The sequence below is a fragment of the Rossellomorea sp. ABR4_004 genome, assembly GCF_056159585.1.
Map to the genome: position 1 here is coordinate 153,988 of NZ_JBSWVM010000002.1, position 26,266 is coordinate 180,253.

General features: G+C 42.7%; 20 protein-coding genes, 1 pseudogene and 2 riboswitches. Of the genes and pseudogenes, 7 read left to right on the top strand and 14 right to left on the bottom strand.

Annotated elements, in window-relative coordinates:
- Nucleotides 1-117 precede the first annotated feature (117 nt).
- The 3 genes from ACXAF2_RS13685 to ACXAF2_RS13695 all read right to left on the bottom strand — a co-directional run bounded on the left by ACXAF2_RS13685 (nucleotide 118) and on the right by ACXAF2_RS13695 (nucleotide 3,040).
- Nucleotides 118-1,506, bottom strand: coding sequence for a bifunctional metallophosphatase/5'-nucleotidase (locus ACXAF2_RS13685; protein WP_475139408.1), 1,389 nt, complete (start codon nucleotides 1,504-1,506; stop codon nucleotides 118-120).
- A 122-nt stretch (nucleotides 1,507-1,628) separates the two neighbouring features.
- Nucleotides 1,629-2,249, bottom strand: a complete 621-nt coding sequence (locus tag ACXAF2_RS13690; protein ID WP_475139409.1) for a class F sortase — start codon at nucleotides 2,247-2,249, stop codon at nucleotides 1,629-1,631.
- Nucleotides 2,249-3,040, bottom strand: a complete 792-nt coding sequence (locus tag ACXAF2_RS13695) for a DUF4397 domain-containing protein (protein WP_475139411.1) — start codon at nucleotides 3,038-3,040, stop codon at nucleotides 2,249-2,251. Before ACXAF2_RS13695 ends, ACXAF2_RS13690 begins: the two co-directional genes overlap by 1 nt.
- Before the next feature lie 227 nt (nucleotides 3,041-3,267).
- Nucleotides 3,268-3,369, top strand: a riboswitch (purine riboswitch).
- A 75-nt stretch (nucleotides 3,370-3,444) separates the two neighbouring features.
- Here ACXAF2_RS13695 and ade point away from each other — a divergent pair.
- A pseudogene (gene ade / locus ACXAF2_RS13700) lies at nucleotides 3,445-5,190 on the top strand (adenine deaminase).
- A gap of 323 nt (nucleotides 5,191-5,513) precedes the next feature.
- Here ade and ACXAF2_RS13705 read toward each other — a convergent pair.
- From ACXAF2_RS13705 to ACXAF2_RS13715, 3 genes are all read right to left on the bottom strand, one after another.
- A complete protein-coding gene (locus ACXAF2_RS13705; protein ID WP_148994365.1) occupies nucleotides 5,514-7,013 on the bottom strand; it encodes a flotillin family protein in 1,500 nt (499 codons plus the stop codon).
- Nucleotides 7,014-7,190: 177 nt separating this feature from the next.
- Nucleotides 7,191-7,559, bottom strand: coding sequence for a DUF1761 family protein (locus ACXAF2_RS13710; protein ID WP_475139413.1), 369 nt, complete (start codon nucleotides 7,557-7,559; stop codon nucleotides 7,191-7,193).
- A gap of 13 nt (nucleotides 7,560-7,572) precedes the next feature.
- The gene (locus tag ACXAF2_RS13715) at nucleotides 7,573-8,514 is read right to left on the bottom strand and encodes an AraC family transcriptional regulator (RefSeq protein WP_475139415.1); all 942 of its coding nucleotides are present in this window, start codon (nucleotides 8,512-8,514) and stop codon (nucleotides 7,573-7,575) included.
- Nucleotides 8,515-8,616: 102 nt separating this feature from the next.
- Nucleotides 8,617-8,808: riboswitch (cobalamin riboswitch) on the top strand.
- Between the two features lie 147 nt (nucleotides 8,809-8,955).
- Here ACXAF2_RS13715 and ACXAF2_RS13720 point away from each other — a divergent pair.
- The 6 genes from ACXAF2_RS13720 (at nucleotide 8,956) to ACXAF2_RS13745 (ending at nucleotide 16,715) form a co-directional block, all read left to right on the top strand.
- Entirely contained in the window at nucleotides 8,956-9,429 is a 474-nt protein-coding gene (locus tag ACXAF2_RS13720) for an acyl-CoA thioesterase (protein ID WP_148994368.1), read from the top strand.
- 198 nt (nucleotides 9,430-9,627) lie between these two features.
- Nucleotides 9,628-10,290, top strand: coding sequence for a VC0807 family protein (locus ACXAF2_RS13725; RefSeq protein ID WP_475139417.1), 663 nt, complete (start codon nucleotides 9,628-9,630; stop codon nucleotides 10,288-10,290).
- A 122-nt stretch (nucleotides 10,291-10,412) separates the two neighbouring features.
- Nucleotides 10,413-11,663 carry a helix-turn-helix domain-containing protein gene (locus ACXAF2_RS13730; protein ID WP_475139419.1) on the top strand — a complete coding sequence of 417 codons (1,251 nt, stop codon included), beginning with the start codon at nucleotides 10,413-10,415 and terminating at the stop codon, nucleotides 11,661-11,663.
- Nucleotides 11,664-11,965: 302 nt separating this feature from the next.
- Nucleotides 11,966-16,042, top strand: coding sequence for a S8 family serine peptidase (locus tag ACXAF2_RS13735; protein ID WP_475139421.1), 4,077 nt, complete (start codon nucleotides 11,966-11,968; stop codon nucleotides 16,040-16,042).
- A 141-nt stretch (nucleotides 16,043-16,183) separates the two neighbouring features.
- Nucleotides 16,184-16,435 carry a DUF2642 domain-containing protein gene (locus ACXAF2_RS13740; protein ID WP_475139423.1) on the top strand — a complete coding sequence of 84 codons (252 nt, stop codon included), beginning with the start codon at nucleotides 16,184-16,186 and terminating at the stop codon, nucleotides 16,433-16,435.
- A gap of 94 nt (nucleotides 16,436-16,529) precedes the next feature.
- Nucleotides 16,530-16,715, top strand: a complete 186-nt coding sequence (locus ACXAF2_RS13745; RefSeq protein WP_315635638.1) for a hypothetical protein — start codon at nucleotides 16,530-16,532, stop codon at nucleotides 16,713-16,715.
- 43 nt (nucleotides 16,716-16,758) lie between these two features.
- Here the strand turns inward: ACXAF2_RS13745 and ACXAF2_RS13750 are convergent, their stop codons facing one another.
- From ACXAF2_RS13750 to ACXAF2_RS13785, 8 genes are all read right to left on the bottom strand, one after another.
- Nucleotides 16,759-17,532 carry an arylamine N-acetyltransferase family protein gene (locus ACXAF2_RS13750; RefSeq protein ID WP_475140397.1) on the bottom strand — a complete coding sequence of 258 codons (774 nt, stop codon included), beginning with the start codon at nucleotides 17,530-17,532 and terminating at the stop codon, nucleotides 16,759-16,761.
- Nucleotides 17,533-17,622: 90 nt separating this feature from the next.
- A complete protein-coding gene (locus ACXAF2_RS13755; protein ID WP_475139425.1) occupies nucleotides 17,623-18,576 on the bottom strand; it encodes a PDR/VanB family oxidoreductase in 954 nt (317 codons plus the stop codon).
- On the bottom strand, nucleotides 18,573-19,061 hold the full coding sequence (locus ACXAF2_RS13760) for a hypothetical protein (RefSeq protein WP_475139427.1): 489 nt from the start codon (nucleotides 19,059-19,061) through the stop codon (nucleotides 18,573-18,575). The genes ACXAF2_RS13755 and ACXAF2_RS13760 overlap by 4 nt, the downstream gene beginning before the upstream one ends.
- Nucleotides 19,058-19,996 (bottom strand): heme-dependent oxidative N-demethylase family protein, encoded by a 939-nt coding sequence (locus tag ACXAF2_RS13765; RefSeq protein WP_475139428.1) that lies wholly within the window; start codon nucleotides 19,994-19,996, stop codon nucleotides 19,058-19,060. The genes ACXAF2_RS13760 and ACXAF2_RS13765 overlap by 4 nt, the downstream gene beginning before the upstream one ends.
- Nucleotides 19,997-20,071: 75 nt before the next feature.
- The gene (gene shc, locus ACXAF2_RS13770; RefSeq protein WP_475139431.1) at nucleotides 20,072-21,940 is read right to left on the bottom strand and encodes a squalene--hopene cyclase; all 1,869 of its coding nucleotides are present in this window, start codon (nucleotides 21,938-21,940) and stop codon (nucleotides 20,072-20,074) included.
- Between the two features lie 113 nt (nucleotides 21,941-22,053).
- Nucleotides 22,054-22,770 carry a DUF2161 domain-containing phosphodiesterase gene (locus tag ACXAF2_RS13775; protein WP_475139433.1) on the bottom strand — a complete coding sequence of 239 codons (717 nt, stop codon included), beginning with the start codon at nucleotides 22,768-22,770 and terminating at the stop codon, nucleotides 22,054-22,056.
- 212 nt (nucleotides 22,771-22,982) lie between these two features.
- Nucleotides 22,983-24,431, bottom strand: coding sequence for an N-acetylglucosamine-specific PTS transporter subunit IIBC (gene nagE, locus ACXAF2_RS13780; RefSeq protein ID WP_475139434.1), 1,449 nt, complete (start codon nucleotides 24,429-24,431; stop codon nucleotides 22,983-22,985).
- A 330-nt stretch (nucleotides 24,432-24,761) separates the two neighbouring features.
- Nucleotides 24,762-26,249 (bottom strand): glutamate synthase subunit beta, encoded by a 1,488-nt coding sequence (locus tag ACXAF2_RS13785; protein WP_475139437.1) that lies wholly within the window; start codon nucleotides 26,247-26,249, stop codon nucleotides 24,762-24,764.
- Between the last annotated feature and the right edge of the window lie 17 nt (nucleotides 26,250-26,266).

Genomic DNA, 26,266 nt, shown 5'->3' on the forward strand with positions numbered 1-26,266 from the left:
TTTTACTTGAAGCGGGTGTGGGTTTCATAGAATAAGGTCTATTCATATGTGCTATTTCGCTGCAGTTTTCCCACATTCACATTCAAAGCACCCAGACACTCTGGCACTGTGTGAACTCTAAACCATGACGTCACTACTTTCCTTCCACCTGGTCACATGGGCTTTCTCGATAAAATCCTTCCGATCCGCATACATCCGGATCACATCGCGGATTTCTTCCGCCAGGTATTTTTCATTCCGGTTATGGGCGAGAGATTCATAGCCGGATCCTCTTTGCAAATAATCAGAGGATGCAACGGAATACCACTTCTCATCTTCGAGCGGAACATTCCCAATGAGGATTTCCGATACTCTTTTACCATCATGAGTTATCTCTGCTCCTGAAACATGGAGCCTTCCAACGTATTTCCCGCGGAATCCTGGACCTCTTCCATCAGCTAAACAAACTCCAGCATCCAGAGACTGCTGGATGGCCGTACGAATATGCTTTCCTTGAATGTCAAAAGACGTAGGGTTCAGTGGAGATGGACAGATTTCGATCAATTTTTTATTGCTGATAAAATCAAATGCACCAGCGTTCACTATTCCACTATTGATCAAGCCAAGATCGCATTTTAACATGTCCTGCAGCCCGTCGGCGATTAAATTCGTGATTGGGTTCTCTTCCATCACATCATGCCAGAGCGACTGGTCGAGTTTATATAATGACCTGCTTAATACGTCAATCGCTTTCTCTTTATTTTCTTTTAAAATGGCAACGATCTCTTCATCGATAGGAGAAGAACTGGTAGCAATCGTTCCACTCTGAAGTAATTTGACACCATCCTTTTTTACATCCACTTCCACAATACCAACGTATTCCCCATAACAACCAGCACTATTCATCACGATCCCGTTTATTACCTTTGCTTGTGGATAAAGCTTGTGGTCATGAGCAGATAGGATGATATCTACTCCATCAAGTTCATTCGCCAGCTCATCATCTGCCAGTGTCCCTACATGATTGAGAAGAATGCAAACATCATAGTTTCCACGATTACGCTCAATTTCCTCTACGATTGCATTTTTATAATCGGTGATATGCACACCCAAACCGTCATTGAAACCTCCTAAGTCCGGAGACGAGCCTGTAATCAAGATACGTAAACCGTTTTTTTCCAGAATGACGCTTGGTTTCACCCCATTGGCCAACGTTTTATCTTTCCTATAAAGATTATTACTAATAAACGGTACGGGAGTATTCCTTGCCATATGCTCAAGCGTATCGAATCCATTGAACATTTCGTTGTTTCCAATTGTTAATGCATCATAGCCGACAGACTGCAACAGTTCGATAGCTGCCATTCCTCTCGTTCCTTGAAGCTCGACGCTTCTGAAATCAGCAAAGTCCCCTCCATCAAGAATGAGTGTGTTCTCGTCTTTATGAGCCTTTATCAAGGAAGCTGCTCTCGAGAACGCTTCAAAATGGCTGTGTAGATCATTGGTATGAATAATTTTTAATTTCATCTTAACCTCCAAAATGTTTTTCAGAAAACTCTCTCTATTAATAGTAAAGGAAATCAGCGATGTGTAAAGGATTTTTATGGAAATGAAAAAGCTTATCTTCCACGTAATGGGAGATAAGCTCTTCAAGTTCCTGTATTCTCTTCGACCAGTTCTGTATAGACAACCAATCGTTCTACGTAATTATGGATTTCCCGGTCAAAATAACCTGTGCACGTAATCAAATTAAGCATACGTTTTTCACTGGGACCAAAAATGCTTCTAAGAGGAGCGTCATCTTTTTGATAAGCGACTTTTTCCCTCACTACAAATGTCAGGATTGTTCCATCTTCATCTTGTAATTGGATCTCATCCCCAGGCTCAAGTTCATTTAATTCAAAAAAAACAGCAGGTTTTTTCTCATCATCTACATGTCCTGCAAGGACGGCATTCCCTTTTTCCCCCGGTTGAAAGCCCGGTTCAAACCACGCAACGTCCTTTCCGTTATCCGGAAGCTCCATATTTCCTTTCCTATCAAGACCGAATTCTTTTATTGGTGCTTCAAGATCCAGCTTAGGAATTGATAATGAGGATGGCTTAATACTGTTAGTTTCCTCATTTGATGCATGATTAACAGGTTTAACGGGTTGAACAGGTTGTTCAATGGTGGTTGAGTGAACCTCACTTTCCGTAACTTTTTGAGGCTCTTCGGCAGCACAAGCCGCCAGAAGAGCCATCAAAGGGATAGACAATAGTAGTCTTTTCATTATTTTTGCAGTTTTCTGCGTGTAACAAATAGTAGAGCCGCTCCACCCAATACCGTTGCCGCCAGCACTATAGGAAGAGTAGATGATTGCTCAGCTGCCGCCCCACCCATTCCTGTTTCAGGCATGCTGCCAGGCATCAGCGTATAATCTTTCAGTACAAGTACTTCCAATTGATCTGCTGTATTGATTGCAAACACGCTGTATACTGTGTTTTCCTCAAGCATCGTACCTGAAAGATCCAATACTTGATCTCCTTCTGCTGTTCTGATTTCCAAGTCATATGTTCCTGCATCTAATTCCTGATAATCCGTAATTGCTTTGAATTCAGCTCCACTGAATAACGCATCTCCACCTACAAGACCAACATCAACAGTAGGTGCATCCGGGGAAAGATGGCCAACGCGCACCTTAGTCATACCTTCTGTTACTTCCATTGAATCTTGTGCCACTACTAATTCAAGGTTTTCCACTGTATTAGCAGCTGCTACTGTATAAGCCATTCCGGCTTCGACCGTTAATTCTTGAGAAATGACAGGATCTTCACTTCCCATTGTTCCCGCTGCATAAATTTCAACTTTATGATCCCCTGCAGGAAGATTCATATAATCTGTTGCTGCTTTAAATTCTGCACCTTCAACCACTGCATTTCCATCCACATACACATCAACTGCAGGAGCATCGGGAGAAGCATGGACAATACGCACCATCGCATCATTCTCAGCCGCAAACGCACCTCCAGCCAGTGATAACATTAACATGACAGTTGCCAAAATCGAGAAAATCTTTTTCATTTCTTCCACTCCTTTTCTGTTTTGTACAAGTTTTGTAGTTTACTTGTATATAAAATGTATAACTAATAGAAAAATAAATCAATTAATAAACTGTCCTGTTAGCACATTCAACTCTCTGAGGACATTTTCACTCACAAAAGGAAGACGATTTTCAATAAAGCACTTAAACTGATTACCATTGACACCTCCCATCCGATGCAGATAAAATGTGAAATAATCATTTCAACAAATAATCTTATCCACATACTCGTATAATATTGGAAATATGGTCCAAAAGTTTCTACCAAACTACCGTAAATGGTTTGACTACGAGAGGGAGCAGGGGCAGGAGTCCCTTCTCTTCTCTCTCTATGTCAAACCCCGGGTGAATCCCGGGGTTTTTATTTAGATAAGGAGAGGATCTCATGGGTACAAATAAAGATATATTGATAAAAAGGATTGCAACTGCGAATAAAGAAAGCCTCGCAGACATCGTTATAAAAAATGGGAAAATAATAGATGTGTTTAATCTCGACATCATGGATGGAGATGTCGCAATTATTGATGGAATGTTCGTTGGAATTGGGGAATTTGAAGGGAAACAGGTAATCGACGCCAAGGGGAGGTATATCAGTCCGTCCTTTATCGATGCCCATGTCCATATTGAATCCTCCATGGTCACACCATCCGAATTTGCAAAAGTCGTCCTTCCTCATGGGGTCACGACCGTTATTACAGACCCTCATGAAATCGGGAATGTAGCCGGAGAAGAAGGAATTGGATTCATGCTCGATGATGCAGGGGACATTCCATTAGATGTGTTTACCATGCTTCCATCCTGCGTGCCGGCAACTCCATTTGAAAATGCAGGAGCAACGCTTACAGCAAAAGAGCTGGAACCTTTCTATAAGCATGAGCGTGTCCTTGGACTCGCAGAGGTAATGGACTACCCTTCCCTCCAAAAAGGCGATGATTCCATTGTTGATAAAATCACAGTCACTTCACAGTATAGTCACAATATAGACGGACATTTAGCAGGGCTTGATACGAATGCGATCAATGTTTATAAATCCGCAGGTATTCGAACCGACCATGAATGCACCACAGTCCCTGAAGCATTGGAACGAATTCGCCGGGGGATGTACCTTCTCATTCGTGAAGGATCCGTGGCCAAAGATTTAAAATCACTTATTGGAGTTGTTAACGAAAGAAATGCCCGTCGCTGTCTATTCTGTACAGATGATAAGCACTTGGATGACTTAATCGAGGAAGGCAGCATCGATCACAATATCCGCTTAGCAATCAAAGAAGGGCTCGACCCTCTATTGGCGATTAGCATCGCCTCTTTGAATGCTGCTGAATGTTATGGGTTACACACTAAAGGCGCAATTGCACCTGGATACGATGCGGATTTTGTCTTCCTGGATGATATTAAAACGCTCTCTATATCAGAGGTGTAGAAAGAAGGGAAACAGGTAGCTGCACATGGTCAGTTTGTCGGCGACTCAATCGTAAAACAGGCGCCAAAACCATCTCTCACTTCAACTGTTCATATTCCGGAACTAACTGAAAAACATCTCCAAATTAAAATGGGCGTTACAGAAGAAGCACATATTATCGAAATCATCCCTAACCACCTTAGAACCAATAAACAGATTGAAAGGGTTCAAGTAGAAAATGAATTCTTTATCCCTTCTATTCAACAAGATCAACTTAAAATGGCTGTCGTTGAAAGACATAACGGGACAGGGAATATTGGCTTGGGCATTGTGAAAGGATTCGGATTGAAAAAGGGAGCCATCGCTACCACCATTGCTCATGATTCCCATAATATTGTCGCAACTGGTACAAATGATCGTGATATCCTCCATGCCATCGGTGCGCTTAACGATATGAATGGCGGCCTGGTGATGGTGAGCGACGGAAATATCATCGCTTCTCTTCCATTACCGATTGCAGGGTTGATGTCCGATCAGGGATTTGAAGAAGTGGTATCAGAGCTCCACGAGTTGAAAAATGCGTTTGTACAGTTAGGATTCTCTGGGGACTTTAATCCATTTCTGACTCTCTCTTTTCTCACTTTGCCTGTGATCCCTGAGTTGAAGCTGACAGATTTAGGACTGTTTGATGTTAAGGGTTCGAGGCATATTGAGGTTGGGGTAGAGGGTTGAGGGGGTTGTTTGGCGGTTGAATATTGCAGTTTATTTGACTGCTTAATTTCTTCGGATATTTGACTGTTGAACTTTTCAAGAATTTTAACAGGCAAATTCCCCGTTGATTTCAACTGTTAATAATCTTCCTATATTCAGCTGCTGATTTTTCCATGATATTCAGCAGCTGAACCCCAAACAACACTAACACTATGTACCAGGTACATTCATTCAATAGGTGCCAGGTTCAGATAGAGCATTCCGTTTCTGGCACTCCTTTATTGGAATCGATTAGACTACAAAAGAAAAGAGATGTCTCCATTGTTGAGACATCTCTTTTCTCATTATTTACTTTCTTCTTGTAACTCTTTTTCTTCAGTCGTAACAGCAACTTCCTTGTCTGCTGACTCCGAAATCGCAGGTTGATAAGGTCTCTCCTGGCTTCTGTTTGCATATGACTTCAGTAGTTCACCTACATCGATGCCAGTCATTTCCCTTAACGGTTCCTGCATGTCAAGCATCGTTCTGGTGATGCTTTTCCCAAAGGAAGGAACTCCCTGGCCATTACCGGAATCAATGATCTTAACAGAGTCAATATTGTTAAGAGGCTGGGCAATTTTCTCTGCGAAAACGGGCAGCATTTCAATTAATTTCTCGGTAATGATGACATCGCCATGTTTCTCCATTGCTTCTGCCAGCAGCTTACGGGATTCAGCTTCCGCCTTACCACGTTCTCTGATAACATCGGCTTCGGCAGAACCTTCTTCTCTACGGATCTTGGCTTTCGCTTCCCCGTCAATTTCAGCCTTGCGCGCTTCGGCTTCCGCTTTACGGGTGGTTTCGTAGTATTCGGCATCTGCTTTCGTTTTACGAACTTTTGATTCTTCTGCTTCAAGCTTAACGGCACGTTCACGCTCAAGGAATTGAAGGGTTAACTCTTCTTCTTTCACTTCCTTGGTAAGTTTGGCTTTTTCCAACTCATAGGACTGCTCGGACTTTGCTCTTGCCCGCTCTGTCTCTTCTTTGAAGGCAGCGTCTTTGATGTCCTTCTCTTTTTTCGATTGGGCAATGGTAATTTGACGCTTATATTCTTCCTCTTTCGCTTCCTGATCGGTTTGGGCCCGGTGAATACGGGTTTCACGCTCGGTGTTTGCTTCTGCAATTTCAGCTTGCTTGCGAACCTCGGCGATACGTGGACGACCAAGATTTTTTAAGTATCCATTTTCTTCGTCTGCATCTCTTATGTCAGTTAACCCGAGTGACGTAATTTTGAAGCCCATGAGATCCAGCTGCTTCTGGGCAATTTCTGATACGTCTGCGTTAAATTTTTCACGGTTGCTGTTAATGTCTTCAACAGTCATTTTTGAAAGTATCGCACGAAGATTACTTCCCAGTACCTCGATGATTTCATCTTCAATTTCTTTTTGATCCTTACCAAGGAACTGCTCGGCATAGTTCGCAATCCCGTTTAATGTATCGGCCACCTTCACCATTGCCACTGCGTCTGCAACGATCGGTACTCCGCCATTTGTGTATACTCTCGGTGTCGATAGCTTTAATTGGAAGGATGTAAGATTAACAGGTGTGGATGTTTGGAAACGTCTTAATCTGTACCCCCCACCTCTGATGATTTTCATTGAACGCCCTTCCTGGTCGGTGAAAATATTCGTTTCCTTCTCAGGATCCCCCAGTTTAGGTCCGGTAATGATCAGTGCCTGGTTCGATCTCGCTGTCCGATAACGAAATCTCATCCAGAAATAATAGGCAATTCCTGCAATCGCTGCGATAACCAGAACAGGAATAAGGAACATGAAAAATCCGATAATACTTAATGATCCTAGCATTCTGACAACCCCTCTCGACATTTTGTTTAAACCAGCATGAAATCTGATTTAATTTAAAATAAAAGTGCTAGCTACAATACTATCTACGGAAAAGATTACGAAAAGTTTCAATAAATTGGGCGAATTCCCTATTTTATATAAAAAAGCCTGAACCTGTAAATGGTTCAAGCATTCAAGCTATAAGAACAGTCCATGTACTGCCCCGAGTCCGGTAAAGATAACAAGATGATCTCCTATTGCGATAAAAAACATACGTTTTGACAGTAGTCCAAATAAAGTATTTTTCAAATAAACGAAAGTAATAAGCAGTCCAATGCTTCCACCAACCAAAGCTCCTCCAGCTATTCCACCTGCTCCGGTCTTTTGAACGAGAAATCCTACCAGGAACGAGCTGACAACTGCTACCAATACTGCAACTATGTACTTAATAGGGCCCGTTCCCCCTTGGTCTTTCTTCCCTAGTAGAATCGAATAATAAATTCCACCGTATACCATATACAACACTGCGCCAGCTAAAAGTGCGGGCAAATTCAGATCTAATACCATTCCTATTCCTCCATTAATTCGGTTCAATGGCTAAAGCGATCGCTTTAATCTTGCAACCAATTTCGAGAGTTCCCGCCACCTTGTCAATCACTACTAGTTCTACCGGGTTCCCCAGATACCTGTATCCACTTTGGGGCAGCCAATAACTATATAGCTCTGAATAGCACTCGATTAATCTGCCTCTTTCCTGATAGTCTACAGGTTCGTCGAATTCATACACCACATGCTTTCCACCACGAAAACAAAATACTTCTTCGTCATCTATTACGTAGTCCAGACCCTTGATTGCCATGCGGCATTCATACCTGCTTTTTTCAGGAGGGGTAATATAAGGATTGCTCTTTGGTATACCGAATATTAAAGGACTCTCCTCAAATAAACTTCTTGCATTTCCCCAACGATATAGGTCCTGCCAGGTTTCTGGAATGCCTTCGATATAGGAGCCCATATGATATCGATTGACGGTTGAACACTCTGGAAAATAAGCAATCTTCACTTTTGATAAATCCAGCCATTTAAACTCATTATAGGATTCTTCCTGATGGAATTCTTTCACTTTTGTGCTGAAAGGTTTAGATTTCTTGCTATTTAAATATTCACGTGGAAAGCGATCTAAGTAGGCACCTCCCCTCCAGCTTTTGGGGCTCGCTTTAAAGTAAGCATGAAAAGAATAGGTGAAATAGGATAACGATGAAAAACCACATATGAACGCAATTTGTGTGATAGGAAGCTGTGGCTCGTAAATGAGCATATGTGCTGCATTTTCCAAGCGCATTCTTTTCACATAACCTGCCGGTGTTTCACCGATCAACCCTTTAAACACCCGCTGAAAGTGATAAGGGGAATAGGTTGATACTTTGGCTAACTGTTCTAAGGATAAATCTTCGCTTAGATGTTGATCGATATACTCTACTACTTTATCGATTTGATTTCTTTGTATTTTGTCTTGTTGCATTTTTCAGACCTCACTACCTTTTTGAAGAGCACTTGTTTATAAATTTTACCATAATCCTTCTCCTCACTCACTAAGGGTTATGATAAAATATAAGCGTTCACAATTTAACCATTGCTCATTGGTGAAGATGACCTTTAGTTCATTTTCTTAAAAGGGAAGTTGGTGAAAGTCCAACGCGGTCCCGCCACTGTAAAGCTGAGAATTCGTATGGATCCACTGTTTCGAACTGAAATGGGAAGGAATACGAAATCGCTGACGCTGAGCCAGGAGACCTGCCAATTGAGAAGAACACAGAGTTCCTACGGGAGATAGGAGGGTGTTGCGCTAATGAGACGTCACAAGAGGAATCACAGTCCTCAGAACGTTTACCAGGAATAGCCGCATCTTCTTTTCAAAAGAAGATGCTTTTTTGTTTCATAATACAACAAGGGAGATGAGAAAATGGAACAAGCCTATTCAGTCGAACGTTCACGAACCATCCAAACAAAATTGGTATTGCCGCCTGACACCAATCATATGCAGACCATCTTTGGTGGAAAGGTTTTATCCTATATTGATGAGATTGCGGCCCTATCCGCCATGAAACATTCCAGTTCAGTCGTCGTCACGGCCTCGATTGACTCCGTCGACTTCTTATCATCCGCCACCGTCGGCGATGCTCTAAGCCTTGAGGCATACGTCACTTCTACAGGCAGGACATCAATGGAAGTGTATGTAAAGGTGTACTCTACGAATCTCGTAACGAGTGTCAAAACCCTTACAACGGAATCATTCCTGACTATGGTCGCCGTTGATGAAGATGGAAAACCGAAGCCGGTACCAAAGGTCATTCCTCAAACGGAAGAAGAAACGAGACTATTCAAAACGGCTCCGTTGCGGAAAGAGCATAGAAAGAATCGCGCGCTTATTTTATAAACAATATCTGAGTCACTGACTAACTCATATAACAATAATGCTCAGAGTTTTCTAAGCTCTGAGTGTTTTAAAAGAAATTATCTTCTAACTTTCAAATGAGAATTGGTACGCATTTGGAAAGATTATTCATATTGTGAAACTTCTTCCCCTTTTTGTCCGTATGAATAGTAACAGTAAAAAAAAGGAAGAGGGATAAAGTTGAAAAGAAATTTTGTCTTATTGGACTTGTTGATTTATGTAGCACTACCTCTTTTCGTATGGAACATAATGAGGGATTACATTGGAGATTACTATGCCATGCTCCTTTCCTCTGTTCCAGGAATCATCTATACGGTTTATCGATTTATCGAAATGAAGAAAGTAAATACGTTTGGCTTGTTCATTTTAGTCACATTGATTGTCGGTACTCTGATTGACGTACTGGCTGGTTCCTCCATCCAACTCCTATGGAATAATGTATACTATGCCGCTGCTTTAAGTCTTTTTTTCTTCATCACCATGTTGTTCAGAAAACCGATTTCCCTTTTCTTTGGACTTGACTTCGCAGAGCTTCAAGGATACGACCGGACCTTTAGTAAGCGACTCTACTACAAAAAGCCTCTCTTTCGAATCTTTCAAATAATCACCCTGTGTTTTGCCTTAAGAAGCGGGATTCTGGCAATTGTTAATGCATGGCTTATCCTGGAGTACGGGGTTGAAGCATTCGATAAAGGGATCATTCTCCGCCAAGCCTTCAGCTGGATCATGACCGGGATTACCGTGGCTGGTTTCATTTATATCGGGAAGATCATACAAGATTCTCCTCAATTGGTGAAAGAAGTGCAGACTGATTTGGATGAACAAGAGAGAAAATCAGTTTAGAAACGCAGATTCCATTGGATTTGGATGTTTTTGCCTTCAGACCTCCGTCTTGTCCCCCATCTATAGAACAAACAAAGATATTTCCCTATAATGATAAATAAACTGTTCACTCGGGGTGTACTATGATTGAAGGTAAATTAATTAAATTTCATCGAGAAGATTCAGGATTGACACAGGAACAGCTTGCTCAGGGTATCTGTTCCACCACACATCTTAGTAAAATCGAAAGAGGCATCACGGAGTATTCAAGTGAAATTACTGATTTACTTGCCAGGAAGCTTGGAATCAATATGGATGTTGAATGTTCCCGCTATCATTCCTTACAAGCAAAACTATCAGAATGGAACGATGCGATTATTATGATTCGAACCAATGACATCCATCAACTTAAAGGGGAAATTGAAAAGGAACCTTTAAGGTTTTTATCTGACTTCATCATTCAATACAACCTTTTCCTGGCAAGATATTATTTATTTTTGAACAAGCATGGAAAAGCCAAGGAAATCCTGGGCATGTTCGAAAATAAAAACTATTCTCTATCCCCTTTCGAACAAAATTTATTGCTTCATGTCAAAGGGATCTACTATCATTCAACAAGACAATTTAATACTTGCATAAGTGTATTGAAACAGATTGACGATGAATATCCCAACTCCGAATATTATTTTCATTTGGCATTAGCATATCATTCCATTCATTCAAACACCTTTGCCTATTATTATGGGCAAAAAGCTTTGCAATTTTTCCAGAAAACATTGAATATCCTTAGGGTCATCGATTCAGAAACCTTAATTTTAATCCAATTGAATGCCAAGGAACCCTTTGATATGGAAGAAACAGAACAACAGTATGATAAGCTCCTCAGAGTCTGTGAATCAGTCAATTCAAACGATCGGGCGCATAAGATACATAATAATCTTGGATTCGAATATTTTAGGAGAAAACGATATTCTGAATCAAAGGCATCCTATGAAGAAGCATTAAATCTTATCAACGACGAAACGCCGGCATCACATTATTTAGTTACGCTCAGTGGATATATACTTGCTTGCATGAAAGGGAGTCTACTATCTTCCCGTGAACTCAATCACTTATCGACAAAAGGATTGAATATGGCCACTCAGCATCAGGATCCAAGCTATGTATTCTTTGAGATTTACTTACTTACCATAAATGAGGATGAAAAAGAACTATATGAGTATATTGAACATACAGCTCTCCCCCACTTCGAAAAAACGGGGAGCCAGTTGATGTATCAGCATTATGAAAGACAACTATTTTTATATTATGTGAAAACCGGGCAAACAGAGAAAGGATTCAGACTTGCTTCCGATAAGATGTCAAAAGAAATCAGTTATTATGAATTAGAGTAATACCGCTACAAATGATAAAAGGAGTTTTCCTTTTGTCATTTTTTTTTGGCCGATTTCGCATTGATTGTAAAGTCACTCTAGTTGTTTGGTTCAAATTACAACCCCAACCCAACGTCATTTTTTCACAACTTTCCTCCCACCACCCTTCTCAAAATCAGAAGATAAATAATCGTTCAACTCCAATCAGTAGTTAGATAGTCCCTAAATAAACCCCCATACAAACATGACCAAATTGAATTTACAATGAAAATTGTAATAATCTTTAGAATTATCTCACTAACCACTACAGAAAAGAGGTAGAAATGATGAATGGATCTTCCATAGCAAAGAAATCAGCTGTCATTGCATTATCCACTGGATTACTCTTATCCCCTGTATCGAGCTACTCCTCTCCAACAGCTACCGCTGCGGATTGGAAAGCAGAAACGATCTTATCTTCTTTGACTGAAAAGCAGAGACTAGCCCTGCATCAACTTGCGTTAAATAACACAGAGGGTCTCCAAGGATTTCAACCGAATGAATTGACATCCAGTGAAGAGATTTCGGTTATCGTCCAATTCCAATCCAAGCCTGGGCATGTAGCTGTACTAGAGGCTGCAGTAAAAGGAAAAACAGTAAAGAAAAAAGACGCCAGAGCCAAGGTGGAGAAAGAACATAAGATTTTTAAAGAAGATGTTGCGAAACATCTATCACCTAGTCTTGGAAGAGGGAAAAAGATAGAGCCGAAAATCACCCAAACCTATAAAGAAGCATATAACGGTGTGGCGATGACCCTTCCAGCCAACCAAGTCGAACTGCTGCTTAACTCAGAAGCAGTCAAAGCTGTATTTAAAAACCAGACCTATACAGTCGATCCGGTTCAACAAGACCTTCCAAATGATGTTGACCGTGAAATCACAACATCTGTTGAAAGCATTCCTTATTTAAAAGTGGATGAATTACATAAGGAAGGAATAACAGGAGACGGCATAAAAATTGGCGTTATTGACACAGGCGTTGATTATAACCATCCTGACTTAAAAGATGCCTACAAAGGCGGATATGATTTTGTTGACGATGATGCGGATCCAATGGAAGCAACGTATGAAGATTGGGAGAGTACGAGTGAACCGGAGTTCAGTTATACGGGAAGTTCCTATTATACTTCTCATGGTACTCATGTATCCGGAACCATCGTAGGACAAAACGAAAATGATAGTGAAGTATCTGTAGAAGGTGTTGCTCCGGATGCAGACCTATATGTATATCGTGTCCTTGGTCCTTACGGGAGTGGTTATACTGAAGACGTCCTTGCAGGAATTGAGAAATCGGTTCAAGATGGTATGGATGTCATCAACCTATCATTGGGAGCAGGTGTCAATGATCCTTATTATCCTACAAGTACCGCCCTTAACTATGCCGTATTAAATGGTGTGACGGCCGTTGTTTCAGCAGGGAATTCAGGACCAAATGACTTTACCCTTGGTTCTCCTGGAACAGCTGCTCTGGCTTTGACAGTCGGGGCGAGTGATGTCCCTGTTTCCCAAACCACTTTTACCGGTCAAACGACAAACGGCTGGTCAACCGGCATTGTGAGTATGGCTAGAGGATTCTCTCACACCTTCACTAGTCTCGAAGATCAATCACTGGAATTAGTAGATGTTGGTCTTGGGTATGAAGAAGACTATGAGAATAAAAATGTTGAAGGAAAGATTGCCTTTGTTCAGCGAGGAAATTTCGCACTGAATGACAAAGTGAAATTTGCTAAGGAACATGGTGCCAAAGCCGTGATCATGTATAACAATGCTGAAGGGCATGTAGGATATAATCTTGGTGAATCAACCCACTATATCCCGGCCTTCTCGATGACAATGGCTGCCGGTGAAGAATTAAAAGCAGCGATCGCCAGTGGCACATCAAGCTTCACGTTTACGAATTTAGAAGAAAGCTTTACAGATGGCGACCAGTTAGCCGATTTCAGTTCAAGAGGTCCCGTCAACAAGAGCTTGGATATGAAACCTGAAGTGGTAGCTCCCGGTGTCAGCGTTCTATCGACTTTCCCTTCTTTTATGATCGATCCTGAAAACACCGATGACTATCAGTATGCTTACTCAAGATTATCAGGGACCTCAATGGCTTCTCCTTTCACAGCGGGAGTTGCAGCTTTACTTTTAGGAGAAAATCCGGATCTCGAGCCTGCTGATATTAAAACCATTCTCATGAACTCATCTGATCCTTTGAAGGGTGATTACAGCGTATTTGAGGTTGGTGCAGGAAGAGTGGATCCATATCAGGCCCTTCACAGTCAGACAAAGATCCAAATAAAAGATGAAACGTTGCTACCTAGCGGCGAAGAACTGATTGCAATCGATAATCCAACTGGGGGATTGAGCTTTGGTAATCAGGTAGTGGCTGAAGGCGCTCACCTCCGCGTTCAAAAAAGCTTTGAAATCACCAACAATAGCGATGAAAAGAAAACCTTTGACATAACATTTGAAGAAAATGTACAGGAAGGAACCCTTAGCCTTAAAGAAAATGGAGTTCAAGTAACGACTGATAAGTCCATCAAGGTAAATGGAGGTAAGAAAAAGACCTCAAACCTATTCCTTACGATGCCGAAAACCGCTGCGAAGGGGATATATGAAGGGTATCTGGTAGTTACAAACAGTCATGATCCATCAGAAAGTTATCGAGTGCCATTTAGTGTGAAGAGGACGGAAGAAGGCTTTAATACACTTGAATTATTATCACCTGCCTTTTCCCCTTCTCATTATACACATGGATATGATCCTTTCCGCTACCCATGGGCAATGGCTGAATTCAATCTGAGTTCACCGATGAAAAGTATGGACATTATCCTACAGGATGGGGAAACAGGGGAAGATTTGGGGCTGATCGGTACACTTGATCTGGAGAATGCCCTGATCGATAACAACTATTTATTAAGAGTATTCCAAGGAAGCTATTACGCATTTACAGGTGATCAGAAGAATCCGGTTTCAGAAGAAATGACCATCGCCAAACCTGGACACTATAAAATCAAATATGCGATGACAGATCCAAAAGGCAAAGTAAAAACAAAAACAGAGCATTTCTATATCGATATTGAGGGTCCTACATTCAAGAGTTCCCTGGATGGTGATTCCCCGTTCCTTGAATATCAACCAGGTCAGGAAACGTATCCATTTGAGATTGAAATTACAGATCCACTTATTGAAGATATGCAAGCAGCAGGAGTCGACGCAGATCAATCCAAAAACTTTATGATTTATTATTGGAATTCACCGTTCCCATCTTCCCCGCTTTATATGGATGAAAACGGTAAGTTTGTAGAAGAAATTGCGATGAATGAGAACGTGGAAGCTCTTAACTTTAGAATGAAGGGGTATGATATGGCAGGAAACAACACTCCTGAGAAGAACTATTTCTTCATTAAAGAAGGTACACCGAATGCCTACCTGCAAACCGATGTCGATACCGTTGTAACAGGTGAAACCGTAAAGGCAGCTTTGGTACTTGATAATGTTGAGGATGCTAAGGAAGCCACCTGGACATTTGAAGATTACTACGGAAAAAATCCTGAAGTGATCGACGCCAAACTATCCGGGAAATTTTCAGATAAAGCGTCCTTGACACTTGAAGGAAATCAAATCAAAGTAACGTTCAACGAACCTGTTCAATCATTTGATCATAGTACAATTGTTGATGTGCAAGTAAAGCTTCAAGATGAAGTGTTCACTAAACAAGACGTTCTGGATCCAACAGTAACCATTACAAATTCTAACAATGAAACAATGAACCTATTGCATGCTGGTGCTGGATTCACTGTAAATCCTGACTTTAATTCAATAAAGGGATTCATTAGCCCTGAAGGATTCGATAGCGGAAATGGCTACAATGCCAAGAAGGATTGGACAAAAGCAGGGGCAAACGTAGAATTCAAAAACTCAACCGGGGACGTCTTTATTCCATCTTCTATCACGGATAATGGGGAGTACTCCATTGAGAAACTTCCATTAAACAAAGACCCTTATGAGATAACGGTAACACTTCCTGGTCACTTCTTAACCAAGAAGAATAATGAGCAAATCGGCTATGAGTACAATGAAAAACTCTACGGAAAATATCATAGAGTGAGCAATATGAAACCCGTTGGTGGAGACGTCAACCAGGATAATGTCATCGACATCCATGATGCCATCGCCATTCAGGATGCCTGGAATACAAATGATCGTGCTGCCGACATCAATTTCGATGAAGTGGTGGATGCGAACGACATGAAGTTTGTTCAAGAGAACTATCTGTTACAGAATGAGCATGTTAAGGATGCCCCTGCTCCAGTTGAATCAGCCGACGGAAAAACGTTGGATTCGATTTTAGAGGAATTAGGATTGAACTAAAGATCATGCCAGAATTTAAAGGAATGAACCCTCATTTCATCAGGGTTCATTCCTTTCTGCTTTGAATAATACTATAAACCACCCATCCTACATACAAATGAATGGATACCTTAATAACTTCATCTTGAAGGAGAGTGCTTCATGTATAGATATTATCAGCCTTATGATCGTAACCAGGGCATGAATGTAAACACTTCGTATACCACGTTGATTGATCCATTCGTCGTCAGTAGACTGCAATCGGTTATGGGGAAAATGCTCATTGTGGAGACAACGAATGACACGATTCGAGGTGACTTGATTGAAGTTCAACCAGATCATATTTCCCTAAAAGCTGGTGACTCTATAGTTTACGTAAGGATTCAACAGATCGTCTCCATTATGCCTGTGTAAATAGTCAATTTGCCCATTAGGCAACTTCGCGAATCTTGGGTTCAACTTCCCCTTCCCTCCGACATATACTACCCCTGAGAGGAGGTATGACAGAATGGATCGTTTTATTCTTTTGTTAGTAGCGAGTATTTTATCCGGGTTTGCATTGTTGAAAGCTCCTTTAGCAGGGACATTTCTAGCGAGCATTGCCCCGGTAACGGACGTCATTGGCATATTAGCAATTCTCATATTCTCTCTTTTCCTAATATATAAAGGCGTCATGGAAATACTCGGGAAGTAAAAATATTGACTCAGATTTTTTTCTGAGTCTTTTTTTATGCTTATTACTTAAACCAGATGTTAAGAAATTTTTTATAGCCCTCATGATCGATTTCCTCTTTTGTCAGCTCTCCATCCTTCCAATGTGTAAAGGACGTAGCGGTTAACGTTACATTCCCGTCATCAGTCCTTCTTGTCAGCAATGGATGCTTGTTAAAAGGGGAATCTGAATGTTTAGCAATAATCGTTTGAATGTCATTCAATTGAGTGACATCCTTTATGTGATCACCTGAATCGAAAGCATATCCTGTTCTCCATTCCGAATGCTTATGCTTTAATTTCATTTCAAAGATATAATCTCCATGTGCGCTGTCGAGCTCTTTAACTCTAAACTCCCCATTTGAAGAGACAACCGCTTCTCCAGATAATGGTACTGGTTTTAACGGGAGATTTCCTCCAAAACCCGTATCAACCACATATGTTGTATCTTCATGAGAGACTAAAATGACTACATGGGTTCTTCCTATCGTCTGGTACTGCTCTTTATCTTGATTGTAAACAACTCCACGAGCAAGAACCGCATCGAAATGATTTTCGATTAAAAATAAATAAAATAATGAATTGAGTTCATAACATAGACCACCTTCGTTCTTCACGAGCATTTTATTCATTAGATTCTCTTTGGTAAGATCGTTGAATCTATTTTCGATAACACATAGATTTTCGAATGGGATGCTTTTAGCTGTTTCTTCTAAAATGGTATCTAATTGTTGAAAGGTTATTTTCGCTTGGGTTGGATAATGTATTCTTTTGCGAAATAATGTATTAAGATTGGTGATGGTGAGCCCTCCATTTCTTAAGCACCGGTCTACATTATGCTGTATCTGGATATTATCTACTCAATAAGAAAAACAACCTGTATGCCACTGTCACAGTTGAATTCGTAACTTCCCAGACTGGGCACGGGATACACAAGACAGAATCGAGCGGTGGTCATTCCGTTCTTCCTCATTCAGAAAGGAATCAGCATGATCGACTTTTCCCTCTAACACTTTTAATTCACACGTTCCGCACCGGCCAGCCCGGCAGGAATAGGGAGCCTTGATCCCTGACTCGAGAAGTGCCTCTAACAAAGTTTCTTCTTCCGAAACAGAAACGGTTTGACCACTCGTTAATTCCACTACAAACCTTCTCCGTGTTATTGATTGTGGAGGGGTGAATCGTTCATAATGAATACTTGACGAAGGAAATCCTATTTCCAGGGCACTTCTTGTATATTCTTCGATAAATGAAGGTGGACCACAGAAGTAAACGTGGGTACCCACTTTCTGGTGCCAAAGACTTGCATCCGTTAATCTCTTTTCTTTTGAAATATAAAAGTGTGTCTGTTCAGGATAGGTTTCCGATAGAAAAGAGTAAAAAGGGCAAGTCTCTCTCGATTTCACCGCATAATGGAGTTCAAAGGTCCGTCCCTCTTCCATAAGTTCCGCCATCATGGACATGAAGGGGGTAATGCCGATTCCAGCTGCATAGAATACATGATGTTTCGCTTTAAAACTCAGTGGGAAATGGTTTTGTGGAAATCCCACTCGTAAGGTGTCCCCCACTTTCATCCGTTCATGCCAGTAAAAAGACCCTCCATGTGACGATTCATTTAAACGGATGGCGATTTGATAGGCGGCCGTTTGACCAGGTGGATTCGTTAAGGAATACGATCTGGCAATGGTTTGTCCATCCAGTTCAACATAGGTAGTGATATGGGAACCTCCGCTAAAATAAGGAAGGGCTTCGTAATTTTCATGGACAAGCGTAAACCTCTTCACATGAGGGGTTTCCTGATGAATGGAACTGACTTGGACGGGGAGCGTATTATATATATTCACTTTCCATCACTCCCCGTTTCCAAGATAGGGGAACCGAGGTATGACCCCCGTAATAGAGAATAGTGATCGGATACAGACAATTTTAAGTGACAATGGGAACAGGTCATCAGTAGTCTACCAAAATCCTCGCCTTTAATCTTTGTTTTCTGATGGCATTTGCAACAGAACACATCGATCATTCTGACACCGTGACCAATAAACTGCGCTTCCTCTTCAGAAAAACCACATTCCAGAGCCAGATGCTTGAAGTCTTCCAACATACTCCACTCCATTGCTATGTAAAGAAAAGTGCCCATCTTCTGATTTCGCAACCATAGTGTGATATCTGTTTCTTCCTTTTCACCAAGATACACCACTTCAAAGGAGACATTCTCCTTCATCACATTTTTAATGATGGGAGTCAGTCGTTCCAATCCCTTATTATCACCACAAAATAAATACTTTCGTTTGCCCGTGACGAACGCTGGCTGCGTCCCGGTCTTCATTTCATCACCCGTTTCTTGTTCAAGTACTCGATAACCACATCTTTAAATAAGGAAATCCCTTTGTAATCAGAGATATGTGAAGGAAGCTCCTGCAGGATCTGATAAAACTCTTCAGTCCATTCCGGGTTTCGAGTGAACTTTTCCAGTGAGAGGAGGTAGGTATGAATCGTGAACAGTAATCCATTCGAGCCCGGTAAACGGAACAGTTTCTGTACCTCTACCCGCAAATGAACGAATTCACCCGCATTTTCCCCTGTAACCTGCCTTCTGTTCTTTCCCCACTGATCAAAGGTTTCAAGTGAAGTATCCAAGCGATTTCCCGCCATTAACGACCAATTCCTCCTGACCCATGGATCTCCTGCTTCCATACGCATTAAAAACGTCAGAATCCGTTGATCCAAGCCTTCTTCTTTAAAACCTGGAATCGGTTTATGGATCTCCTTAAAACTCATTCCTGTATTAAACGCAAGGGACCAATTAGCAGGAAAACAAAGCTGTCCCGCATCCAAATATAAATCCCCGTCACGCTTCATCATGAAAATCAGGTCCTCTTGTACATGTCGACCGATAAAATCGAGTGGCTCCAAGGATAAAATGGTCTCATCCCCGAGTGAAAAAGTTGTTTGTTCATTTAGAATGTGATTATGGAACGTCCATTTCCCCTCATTTTTTTCAAGGGAAAAGTGTTGAGGATAGTACGTAGTGAGATGTAGAATGACCAGCTCTGTTATTTCCCATTGAGCTTTCAAGGTATGCCGCTGGGACTGAAAGCACCGCTCGGGATGATGCATAAGCAGTTCCCGTTTAAGTTTGATTTGTTTTTGATAAGAGGATGTAACCTCGACACTACTCGGTTCATCCAAAGGAACCGAATTATTCGAATAGCGATACACCTCCCCCTTAAAGGGATAGGGAAACGAATCCACATTTACCATACAACCACCCTTTTTACAGAAAATTCTTACTTTTATTCTATCGTATGGAGGGACGGACCTCAAGAGGTCCGTCCCTCAGCTATACTTTTCTTTGTACCTGCTCAGCGTAATCAATGGCCATATCCATTGATAGCTATGGTAATGGATATAAAAGTTTCCTGGCAGGCCTACTCCTGTTGGGTACATTTGGGAGGGGGCATCTGCCTCTCCGTTCATGAATTCAAGCAGGGCCATGATGCCGAGGTCAATGGCGGGAGTGGGTTTGTCTTCGATACAGATGAGAGAATCAAGTGCCCATGCGGTTTGTGAGGGGGTACTGAAGGAAAGAGGCACGTATGTCTTTTCCTGATCACTGTAACAGGACTCTCCCCAGCCCCCGTCTTTGTGTTGAATGCTTTCCAGCCATGTTTTTGCTCTTTGGATATGTTTATCTGAAGAGGGTACTCCCGTTGCTTTCATTCCCGTGATGGCCGCCCATGTTCCATAGATATAGCAGACACCCCAGCGCCCGTACCACGATCCATCGTCCTTTTGCATCAGCTTCTGCCATTGTACCCCTCTTTTGACCTGAGGATGGTCCTTGGTCAACCCTGCCCGGTTTCCTAGAAACTCCAGTGCTCTTCCTGTTAGATCAGGGGTAGATGGATCGATCGCCGCTGCCTCTGCCCCGTCCATAGGAAATGAAGTAAGGATACCTTTCGTCTTGTTTTTTTCAAAAGCCGGCCAGCCTCCATCACGGTTTTGCATGCCAAGTGTCCATTCGAGCCCCCGGTCCCACGATTGCCGCACAAGTGGTTTCTCAGCGGCTGAATAGGTAATGGCCCTGAGTGCAGCCGTCGTATCGTCCACGTCAGGGTGTATACTGTTGCTCTTTGAAAAGCCCCAGCCCCCAGGCTTCACACCGCTCTCCATCGCCCAATCTCCATAGCGGAAATGTTGTTTCTTAAGAAGGTATTCCACCGATTTCTCAATGGAGTGTTCTCGTGCATCCACTCCTGCTTCCTGAAGGGCATAGCTGATCAAGGCTGTGTCCCACACGGTTGAGGGAGAATTTTGAATATGAACGCCTTTCTTCGTTTCGCAGGTCATCTCTTTTAGTCCACTCATTGCCTTTACGATTATAGGGTCACTCTTTTTGTATCCCAAAGCCAGCAGGGCATAAATCATATAAAACGTTGTGCTGAAATAACTAAGATACGTCCCGTCGGATTCTATTCTTTGCAGCATATACTGTTGGGCAAATTGTTGTGACTGTTGATGGAGCTGGGATGGGATGCTGATAAGGGACTGTAGTCCCTCGTTGATTTTCGAGAATATTTTCAACTCACGGTCGTTGTAGCGTACTTCATGGGATGCACGGGACAGATGTTTTATATGAGGAGTGCTGGTTGTCTTTAAAGAGAATCGCTGATCTTTTAATAGCAATAGTGGTACCAAATGAGCTCGTGCATAGCTGCTGAAATCCCAGAAGTTCAATGGGAATTGCTTTGGAATCATTAAAAACTCGATGGGAACCGGAAGCAAATGCCTCCAATCATATTGTCCATGAATGGCAAGCATGAATTTCGTAATCGAGTGTGCCCCTTGAAAACCACCCTTTTTCTCTATGAAACGCTGGGCTTTCTCCAGTCTCTTGTCCTCCTTCTTCACCAATCCACTAAATAAGAGGGCAAAGTATGCCTCAACCGTTGAAGACAGATTTCCTTCGTTCTCATCATCAAAAAGCTTCCATGTCCCTTCCCTGGATTGTACTTTCCAAAGTCGGTTCACCAGCCGTTCCACGAGCTCTTCATCATCCATCTCAAGGGAACGCAGAAGGATGATCATATACGCATCGGTCATCACGCTATTTTCAAAGCAGAAGGACCAGCTTCCATCTGCATTCTGTTTCTGCTGAAGATCACTCACCATTTTATTAATCGTGTTCTCAATCTTCTTTTTCATACATGTATCCTTCCTCCCATAGCTGCTCTGATGTAATGTATATGTGAAGAATGCGGGTACTAGTAGTGAGATGCAAAGAAGAGCCTGCTCTCCGGTTGCGGGGCAGGCTCTTTCTATTGTTCTTCTTCTATTTTCTTAGAGTAGTAGCTTGCAAGCTCGGGATACTTCTCAAGCTCTTTTTTTCCTTGCTCCGTTATCTGGTAAACTCCCCTTTTCACCCGCTCAAACCAGCGGTAATAATTCTTCTGAAGAATGGATGGAGTTTTCGCACCCGTGCCCAACTTGGCTAAGTTCCTCGGTGACATGGGACCGTGTTTTTCCAGGTAACAGGCAATCTGAATGCAATTTTCCTTGTAAGCCGTCATGATTTTCGTTTTATTGCTTCCGCCTACATTGTAATCTGCACTGCGCCCTTCGATTTCTTTTACAAGAGCTGCCCGTTTCCGCTTGCTGTTCTTCATACTCTTATTCCGGTCAAAGGTTTCCGGATGTATGACAAAATCAAGCTTTGGGGTTTTCGTTGTAAACGACACGGTAATCAGACCGAGCTCTAATCTGCGCACCAAGTGACAGACATCATTCCACCGCTTTGTTCGGGGACGCTTTGGTTTCGGGATTGCTATGTATACAAGGTCTGTGAGTCTCTGCCGCTTTGTCGCTTGAATAAGAAGTTCGACATTCAATGAAAGCTTTAATTCTACAATCACGAGTTCATCTTCCTTAAAGGCAGTCACATCACAATCGTTCACTTCACCGTTTACCTGGTAACCCTGTTTGTGAAAATGTTTTTGGATCGGTTGATAAAGATCCGATTCTTTAAGTTTCTTCATGGTAAAAACCTTTCTGGGAAAGAATTCTATAGGGTAAAGTATAGACTATTCGAGAGATTTTTGCAGTTTGGGAGAAAAAGAGACCCCAACCCATGGTGCGGAAGTTGGGGGAAGCTATTGGAATTGGTTTATCTGCCGTTTAAGAAATATATCTGCCAAAAACAGTTTTCATCTGCCATTCTACCAAAAACGCCAAGTCCCCATTCCTTATTCTACCCTCGAATCCTCTCAATCTCATCAGCCACAAACTGCACCGACGTGCCGACAATCACCTGGATGTTATTTTCCCCAACTATATGAATGCCCGGAACCCCAGTCGCTTTGATCCTCGCCTGATCCACGACATCCATATCCTTCACTTCCACTCTCAATCTTGTTATACAGTTATCAACGGATGTTACATTTGCATCTCCGCCGAGTCCGGCATAGATCTCAGATGCCATCACAGCAAACTTTTCGTCTTGAGTGAGCACCGCTGCACTCTCCCCCACTGCTTCTTCGCTATCCTCTTCACGCCCAGGCGTCATAAGATTGAATTTCGCGATCATGAAACGGAACAAGAAGTAGTAGAGAAGGGCAAATACGATACCTTGTATGAGCAGCATGTACGGAAGATTCGCTAACGGAAGTCTTGAACTCAGGACAAAATCGACGAACCCTGCGCTGAAGCCAAACCCAGCGGTCCATTGGAAGAAGGAGGCAATGGCCAGGGATAATCCTGTCAACACAGCATGTGCTACATAAAGGGCTGGTGCCACAAACATGAAGGCAAATTCCAGAGGCTCTGTCACTCCTGTGAAAAAGGAAGCAAAGCCGGCTGCCAGCATCAGTGATGCCACCTGCTTCTTCTTACTTGGCTTCGCAGCATGATAGATGGCGAGTCCCGCTGCAGGGAGACCAAACATCATAACCGGGAAGAACCCAGCCTGATACATACCTGTAACTCCTTTTTCCCCCTTACCTGACCAGAAATTCCCGATATCATTAATACCGGCAACGTCGAACCAAAACACGGAATTCAAGGCATGATGCAAACCGGTTGGAATTAATAATCGATTAAAGAATCCATATAAACCCGCACCCGTGAAGCTTAATTCACTGATTTCCTTCCCGAATGATACAAGAGCGGTGTAGATGACAGGCCAAACAAACAGCATCACACCTGATACAACCAGCATGGCAACCGCCGACATGATCGGAACCAATCGTTTTCCGCTAAAAAAGGCAAGGGCATCCGGAAGCTTTACGTGACTGAAGCGATTGTACATAGCTGCCGCAACGATCCCTGACAAAATCCCGACAAACTGATTACCGATTTTCTCAAATGCCGGATTGACCGCTGCGGCATCCACACCTTGAAGCAGTGCAACTGAGTCCGTTGAAAGGAGGGTCGTAATCACGAGATAAGCGACCAAGCCGCTCAGTGCTGCAGAACCATCCTTTGTTTTGGCCATACCCAGTGCTACACCGACTGCAAACAGAATCGACATATTATCAATGATCGAAGCGCCAGCCTTGATTAAGAAGGCTGCAACCGGACTTTCCGCGCCCCAGCCAGTCGGATCGATCCAATACCCAATCCCCATCAGAATCGCTGCAGCCGGCAAAACGGCAACCGGAAGCATCAACGAACGACCAATGCGCTGAAGATATTTCATCATTTTGTTTTCCCCCTATCAGTCTATTTTTCACTCAAGATGCTTTGCCTAGTAGATAGGACAAAACCTCTCCCATAGAAAATATTCTGGTTCCAACCTGTTTAGAAGTGAATATGCTACCCCTACACATTTATTTTCACTTACATGTTCTATAGTGAATTGAGACCATTTAGGAAGGAGATTGAGGGACGGACCTTTGAATATGACTGAAAAAAATGGTGTGGTTAAGGGGATTGGAGGTAGTGCATGGGTTGTGAGGGAAGGTCCGTCCCTCTTTAAACAAGCAAAAAAACCACCGTCAGGCATCAAGCCCGACGGAGGTCCGTCCCTCTATTAAGGTAATTCGGTTGTGCCCATGAGGTAGCGGTCGCATTCGCGCGCTGCTTCACGGCCTTCGTTGATGGCCCAGACGATGAGGCTTTGGCCTCGGCGCATGTCTCCTGCAGCGAAGACGCCATCGACGTTGGTCAGGTATTTGCCGTACTCTGCTTTCACCGTTGAATTGCTGTTTGTTTCAACTTCAAGCTCTTTGATCAGGTCTTGTTCCGGACCACTGAATCCGATTGCCAGAAGGACAAGATCAGCTGGCCATACTTTTTCCGTTCCGGGAATTTCATCACGGATTTTGTTTCCATCTTCGTCATAACGAAGCTTTACGTTAATCGTATGAACTTCTTTGATATGACCATGCTCGTCGCCGACAAACTTCTTAGTCATGACAGCATAAGCTCGTGGATCTTCTCCAAGTACTTCTGCTGCTTCTTTTTGACCGTACTCCACCCGGTGAATGACCGGGTATTGCGGCCAAGGGTTGCCGATTTCATCACGCATGGCGCCCTTTTTATCATAGATATCAAACTGTGTGAGGCTCTTACAATTATGTCTTACAGAAGTGGCCAAACAGTCTGTACCTGTATCGCCACCACCGATGACGATGACGTTCTTCCCTTCAGCAGAAATATAATTTCCGTCTTTCAGGTTGGAATCCAATAAGCTTTTTGTATTCGCATGAAGGAATTCCATTGCGTAGTGAACGCCTTTCAAATCCCGCCCATCCACTTGGATGTCACGATGAACGGCAGCTCCCCCGCAAAGGATTACCGCATCAAAGTTTTCACGCAGGTTTTCGACTGTGTAGTCTTTCCCGACCTCCGTATTCGTAACGAATTCAATGCCCTCTTCTTCTAAAATATCGACGCGGCGCTTAACGACTGAATAAGGCAATTTCATTTCTGGAATGCCATACGTTAATAATCCTCCTACACGATCATTCTTTTCAAAAACGGTCACAAGATGACCTGCTTTATTCAATTGAGCAGCTGAGGCCAATCCTGCAGGACCTGATCCCACGACCGCCACCCGTTTACCGGTGCGATATTCGGGTGGTTCCGGAATGACCCAGCCTTCTTCAAACCCTTTTTCGATGATCGAGCGTTCGACGGTTCTAATCGCAACCGGCGGCTCGTTGATTCCCAGTACGCATGCTCCCTCACATGGTGCAGGACAAGCAAAACCGGTGAATTCGGGAAAGTTGTTCATCTGATGCTCACGCTTAAGGGCTTCTTTCCATTGTCCCTGATACACAAGATCGTTCCACTCCGGTATTAAGTGATAAACAGGACACCCAGTTGTTGCTCCGTTGATTTCCATTCCAGACTGACAGGTAGGAACGCCGCAATCCATACAGCGCGCCCCCTGTTTCTTGACTTCTTCTTCCGAAAGAGGAGAGGTGTAATCGTTCCAATCCTTCGTTCGTTCAGCTGGATTTCTTTCGTCTAATGTTTGTCTTTTATATTCCATGAATCCAGTTGGCTTTCCCATAATATCCCCCTCCCTCT

Bases quoted from the DNA above. Each gene is read 5' to 3' on its own strand.
- ACXAF2_RS13745 (WP_315635638.1), top strand. From the start codon at position 16,530: ATGGATCGTTTTATTCTTTTGTTAGTAGCGAGTATTTTATCCGGGTTT.
- ACXAF2_RS13730 (WP_475139419.1), top strand. From the start codon at position 10,413: ATGATTGAAGGTAAATTAATTAAATTTCATCGAGAAGATTCAGGATTG.
- nagE (WP_475139434.1), bottom strand. From the start codon at position 24,431: ATGATGAAATATCTTCAGCGCATTGGTCGTTCGTTGATGCTTCCGGTT.
- ACXAF2_RS13690 (WP_475139409.1), bottom strand. From the start codon at position 2,249: ATGAAAAGACTACTATTGTCTATCCCTTTGATGGCTCTTCTGGCGGCT.
- shc (WP_475139431.1), bottom strand. From the start codon at position 21,940: ATGAAAAAGAAGATTGAGAACACGATTAATAAAATGGTGAGTGATCTT.
- ACXAF2_RS13765 (WP_475139428.1), bottom strand. From the start codon at position 19,996: ATGGTAAATGTGGATTCGTTTCCCTATCCCTTTAAGGGGGAGGTGTAT.
- ACXAF2_RS13720 (WP_148994368.1), top strand. From the start codon at position 8,956: ATGGAACAAGCCTATTCAGTCGAACGTTCACGAACCATCCAAACAAAA.
- ACXAF2_RS13760 (WP_475139427.1), bottom strand. From the start codon at position 19,061: ATGAAGACCGGGACGCAGCCAGCGTTCGTCACGGGCAAACGAAAGTAT.
- ACXAF2_RS13740 (WP_475139423.1), top strand. From the start codon at position 16,184: ATGTATAGATATTATCAGCCTTATGATCGTAACCAGGGCATGAATGTA.
- ACXAF2_RS13715 (WP_475139415.1), bottom strand. From the start codon at position 8,514: ATGCAACAAGACAAAATACAAAGAAATCAAATCGATAAAGTAGTAGAG.
- ACXAF2_RS13735 (WP_475139421.1), top strand. From the start codon at position 11,966: ATGATGAATGGATCTTCCATAGCAAAGAAATCAGCTGTCATTGCATTA.
- ACXAF2_RS13775 (WP_475139433.1), bottom strand. From the start codon at position 22,770: ATGAAGAAACTTAAAGAATCGGATCTTTATCAACCGATCCAAAAACAT.
- ACXAF2_RS13685 (WP_475139408.1), bottom strand. From the start codon at position 1,506: ATGAAATTAAAAATTATTCATACCAATGATCTACACAGCCATTTTGAA.
- ACXAF2_RS13695 (WP_475139411.1), bottom strand. From the start codon at position 3,040: ATGAAAAAGATTTTCTCGATTTTGGCAACTGTCATGTTAATGTTATCA.
- ACXAF2_RS13785 (WP_475139437.1), bottom strand. From the start codon at position 26,249: ATGGGAAAGCCAACTGGATTCATGGAATATAAAAGACAAACATTAGAC.
- ACXAF2_RS13710 (WP_475139413.1), bottom strand. From the start codon at position 7,559: ATGGTATTAGATCTGAATTTGCCCGCACTTTTAGCTGGCGCAGTGTTG.
- ACXAF2_RS13705 (WP_148994365.1), bottom strand. From the start codon at position 7,013: ATGCTAGGATCATTAAGTATTATCGGATTTTTCATGTTCCTTATTCCT.